This window comes from Duganella sp. CY15W (assembly GCF_009857555.1).
Classification (GTDB): Bacteria; Pseudomonadota; Gammaproteobacteria; order Burkholderiales; family Burkholderiaceae_D; genus Rugamonas; species Rugamonas sacchari.
Map to the genome: position 1 here is coordinate 1 of NZ_WWCQ01000013.1, position 4,411 is coordinate 4,411.

Here is a 4,411-nt window from a genome sequence, read left to right on the forward strand (position 1 = left end):
GCTTATTTCTTGTGGAGCATTTAATGCTTTTTGTTGCAGCATCAAACGCCCACATTTATCGACTGTAATTTTTTAAAGATCATTCTGTACTGCGTTGCTGATAAAGCGTTTTGTTCATCAGCGAAGAAGCGAGATTATGAAGCATTTGTTTTATCTCGTCAACCCCTCGTTTTTCTTCGTTTCGCTTTTCAGCGTCTGCGTCGTTTCGCGAGGGACAGAATCATAACAAGCGTCGCTTGGTTTGACAAGGGCCGTCACGCATTATTTATCACCACATCCACGCGCTTATGTACGTCCTCGGCAAATGCCAGGAACTCGCGCATCTCATCCGGCTGATTGACGTCGAGTGCGTACCACTCCGCCGAGCCGCCAGCCTTGCGGATCTCCGCCACCAGGGCATGCAATTTGCTCGACCGGCGCGCCCCCAGGACGACGTGGTGCCCCTCTTCCGCCAACTGGCGGGCAGTCGCCGGACCGCTGCCGCGGCTGGCACCGGCAATCAAAATAACTTTGCGATGGTCTTGCGTCATGATGCGATCCTTTCAAAGCCACTAACACCAGCCTGCATCTTACGGATTAAACTTTATGCTGCGAATGCACATGACTATGTAGTTCTTGCCTAATCCTATAGATCGCAGCAGCAAGCGTAGCAAGCGGACCAGGAATCATGGATCATTCCTATTCATCACCGTAATCAACAAGGAGTGAAGCGTGGAACGCATGATTGCCCTGCACAACCAGCTGGCGCGCACTGACGGCTATACCGAAACGCTGGTGGACGATGTGCGCCTGACGCGTTCGACCCAAAGTTCAACCAAGTCGCCGGCCATGTACGATCCCTGCATTGCCATTGCCCTGCAAGGCCACAAGCGCACCTATTTCGGCAACGACATTCTGCAGTTCGACGCGGATCATTACCTGGTGGTGGCCGTGCCCATGCCGTTCACTGCGACCACCGAGGCGTCGCCGGAAAATCCGTTTCTCGGCTTATCCATCCGCGTCGACCGCACCACGCTGGCCGATCTGATGTTCGCGATCGATCAAAGTGAGAACGAAGTCCCCGCCATGCCCAAGGGGATGATGACCACCCGCATGGACGAGCGCCTGCGCGACACCGTGCTGCGCCTGCTCGAAGCACTGAGTTCGCCGCTGGAAGCGCGTGTGCTCGGACCAGCCATCGTGCGTGAAATCTGCTACCGCGCATTGATGGGCGAACAAGGCGCCGCCATGCGCGCCGCCTTGACCAGCCAGGGCCAGTTTGGCCGTATCGCCAAGGCGCTGCGCCGCATCCACGCCGACTACGCGGCCGATATTGACGTCGGCATGCTGGCCGCCGAAGCGAATATGAGCGTCCCGGCCTTCCACGTTCACTTCAAATCCGTGACACATTGCTCTCCGATCCAATACCTGAAGTCGGCCCGCCTGCATCAGGCCAGGCTGCTCATGGCGCGCAGCGATATGACGGCGCAATCGGCCTCCGCGCAAGTGGGCTACGAAAGTCCGTCACAGTTCAGCCGCGAGTTCAAGCGTTACTTCGGCCGCAGCCCAAGCGAGGAAGTCCATGCCATGCGCCGCCTACTGAGTCTTCAGCCTGCAGAAACATTAAGATTGCTTTAAAGATAATTGGGGGTTAGTATGCGTGCGGAGCGGCATTACAAAAAAGCAAATGCTGCGTCTCGTAGTATTCACTCTTTTATTTAGGAGCACCTATGCGATTCGTACTCAGCGCAGTTGCTTGCGGCCTGCTGGCTGCAACTGCACCTTCGTTTGCCCAGTCCAGCTTTGAACCTGGCGTCTATGTGTCAGCCGATGTTGGCCGCGCTTCGGTATCGTCCAAATATGCAGACAATGACAGCGACGCGACGCTGAGCGCAGCGGTCGGCTATCAGTACACCCCTGCGCTGGGCTTTGAAGTCTACACGCGCGGTCTGAGCCTGACGCCCTTGCGCGGCGCCTTTGTCGAACCTGGCTACTACCCGGACCGCCACTATGGCATTTCGCTTATCGGCACCGCCAACCTGGACAATAACTTCCGCCTGTTCGGCCGCGCCGGCATCGGCCGCACCACCATGAAGGGCAACCGCACTTCACTGAGCGATCATGACGACACCGATCCGATCTTCGGCGTCGGCGCCGGTTATTCGTTCAACCGTAACTGGTCAGTCAACGTAGAAGGAAGCTATCTGACCAAGAGCGAAGTGAAGCTGCTGACCGTCGGCGTGCGCTACCAGTTCTAAATTTCCGAGAAAGCGTACTCATGCTGTCCATCACGGACCAGCAGAGTACGCTTACCTGGTGCGCCACCGGCGATAAACTCCAGTCCCCAAAAGGCGGTGCTCGTGGTCACGAAAGACAGGGTGCCGTCTGCATTCTTGCGGGCCGCAACCGGCGACTGCCATTCGCCAAAATCAAACACCACGTCCCTGCCTTTGCGCAGTACGGCCAGCTCCCCGAGTTCAGCACTACGATAGCGCCGCGCCAGCGCCGCCGAGGCAACCGCAGCAGGCTTGTTGTGATCGCGCTCCGTTTTACGTTCCGTGACATCGCGCGCAGCAGTCTGGCGTACCGACTCCGCGGCTTCCGGTTTGCCGTCATAAACGATTTCCAGCAAGCGCCGCATGGTCGGACGCAGCAATCCCACGCCCTGATCGGAATTGGTCAGCAGCACAATGCCGATACCGCTGTCGGGCAGCAAAAAGAAATTGCTCTTGTAGCCGAACAGGCTGCCGCCATGCATGACCACTTGCACGCCCCACGCGGTTTCCACCGACAAACCCATACCGTAGTTGGCGTCCCGTCCTTCCGACACTTGTGGAATACGACGCGCGAGCAGTGCATCGGCTGACACCATCTGCGTGCCATCCGGCAGCTTGCCCTGATTGGCTTCCAGCTGCACATAGCGCACCATGTCGTGGGCCGAGGTCCACACCCCGCCGGCCGGCCGGTGAGGCACGACGGAATAGTTCATTGCCATCGGCATGACTTCGATTTTGCCATCCAGGCTGGTTCCATGCGGGCTCGCATGATTTGAACTCAATGCCTTGGCCATATCAAAGGTGGTGGAATCCATGCCCAGTGGTGTGAAGATGCGCCGTTGCATGGCCTCGTCGTACGCGGCGCCCAGGGGCTTGTCCGGATAGGCAAGATGGCCGCCGATGTAGCCCGCAGCCGAGGCCATCAGATTATTGTATTGATAGACTTCACCGAAGCCGCTGGTCGGGCTGTTGGTCGCCAACAGTTTCAGCGAGTCTTCCGGCGTCGCATCCTTGTACTCAAAGATCCACTCCAGATCCTGGCGCGGCAAGCCGGTGCAGGCGCACACCAGATGTTTGACCAGCACCTGTGCCGTAGTCTCCGCACTGCCCAGCTTGAAAGCGGGATAAACCTGCGTGACAGGCTGGTCCCATTTGAGCTTGCCTTCGTCGACCAGGGTTGACAGCATCAAGGTGCTCATCCCCTTGGTGTTCGATGCCGCCATGAACAAGGTATTGGCATCCACCGGCGCAGGCTTGCCCAGTTCCCGCACACCGAGTCCGCCTTCAAAGACGACTTTGCCGTGATCGAGCAGCGCGTAAGACAAACCAGGAATGCCCAGCTTCTTCATTGAGTCCTGCAGGAAGCTGCGCATTTGCTGCTGGCGCGCAGCGTCAAGCGCGTGCGGCGTGCGGCTGGCAAACGATTCGCGCACATAATCTTTGGGCTGCAGACTTTGTATCGCGAGCTGGTACGCAGCCTCGCGCTTGCTCAGTGTTTGCTCGCTGCCATCCACCAGCAGCACCGTCCAGGATGCGCCGTTTTGCAAAGCGTGCGCTTCCACCCAGCGCTTTTCGGTCGGCGCTGTTTCGTATTCCAGCACAGTGTGCTGCTTCCATCCATTCGCGTCCGGACGCCTGGTCGTTTGCCTGACCGTACGCTTGAAGCTTGGCTGATAGCGCGCCCAGGCGGCAGCGGTTGCCGCTTGCGGATTGTCGGCACGGACTTCCGCCAGCACAAACCGGCTGTCGCCCTCGGGCGCCGTCAATACCAGCAGCCCTTTATCCCGTTGCGCATTCCAGTCGCGCGCACCACTGATGCTATTGGTGCCAGCCACCAGGCTCGTGTCCGCCGGAAGTTTGCCACTGACTTCCTGTCCTAATGCGGACGAGGCCAGTATCAACGACAGCGTAAGAGAGATCAGTGTGCGGACGGGCATATTATGGCTCCAGTGTCGAAATGACAATTTCCATAATAGCATGGGTAAACGCAAAAAGGCCCGCTCAGGATTTACCTTGAGCGGGCCTCTTCGACTTATAACTAGCTTGACGATAACCTACTTTCACACTGGTTGCAGCACTATCATCGGCGCAGAGTCATTTCACGGTCCTGTTCGGGATGGGAAGGGGTGGGACTGACTTGCTATGGTCATCAAGCT

The 4,411-nt window shown here is 57.8% G+C and carries 4 protein-coding genes and 1 rRNA gene; 2 read left to right on the forward strand and 3 right to left on the reverse strand.

What is annotated here, in order from left to right; genetic code table 11:
- Positions 1 to 254 precede the first annotated feature (254 nt).
- Entirely contained in the window at positions 255 to 530 is a 276-nt protein-coding gene (locus GTP58_RS30780; protein WP_072791129.1) for an SDR family oxidoreductase, read from the reverse strand.
- Between the two features lie 190 nt (positions 531 to 720).
- Between GTP58_RS30780 and GTP58_RS30785 the strand changes: the two genes are divergently transcribed.
- Both GTP58_RS30785 and GTP58_RS30790 read left to right on the forward strand, forming a co-directional pair.
- Complete coding sequence (locus tag GTP58_RS30785) at positions 721 to 1,617, forward strand: AraC family transcriptional regulator (RefSeq protein ID WP_161080725.1); 897 nt, start codon at positions 721 to 723, stop codon at positions 1,615 to 1,617.
- A gap of 92 nt (positions 1,618 to 1,709) precedes the next feature.
- Complete coding sequence (locus GTP58_RS30790; protein ID WP_161080724.1) at positions 1,710 to 2,237, forward strand: porin family protein; 528 nt, start codon at positions 1,710 to 1,712, stop codon at positions 2,235 to 2,237.
- On the opposite strand, the gene GTP58_RS30795 is transcribed toward GTP58_RS30790, so the two are convergent.
- Together GTP58_RS30795 and rrf are read right to left on the reverse strand one after the other, a co-directional pair.
- Positions 2,234 to 4,192: a serine hydrolase gene (locus GTP58_RS30795; protein ID WP_229215818.1), complete on the reverse strand. Its 1,959-nt coding sequence runs from the start codon at positions 4,190 to 4,192 to the stop codon at positions 2,234 to 2,236. The genes GTP58_RS30790 and GTP58_RS30795 overlap by 4 nt on opposite strands.
- Before the next feature lie 104 nt (positions 4,193 to 4,296).
- A 5S ribosomal RNA gene (rrf, locus tag GTP58_RS30800) occupies positions 4,297 to 4,409 on the reverse strand.
- Positions 4,410 to 4,411: the final 2 nt, after the last annotated feature.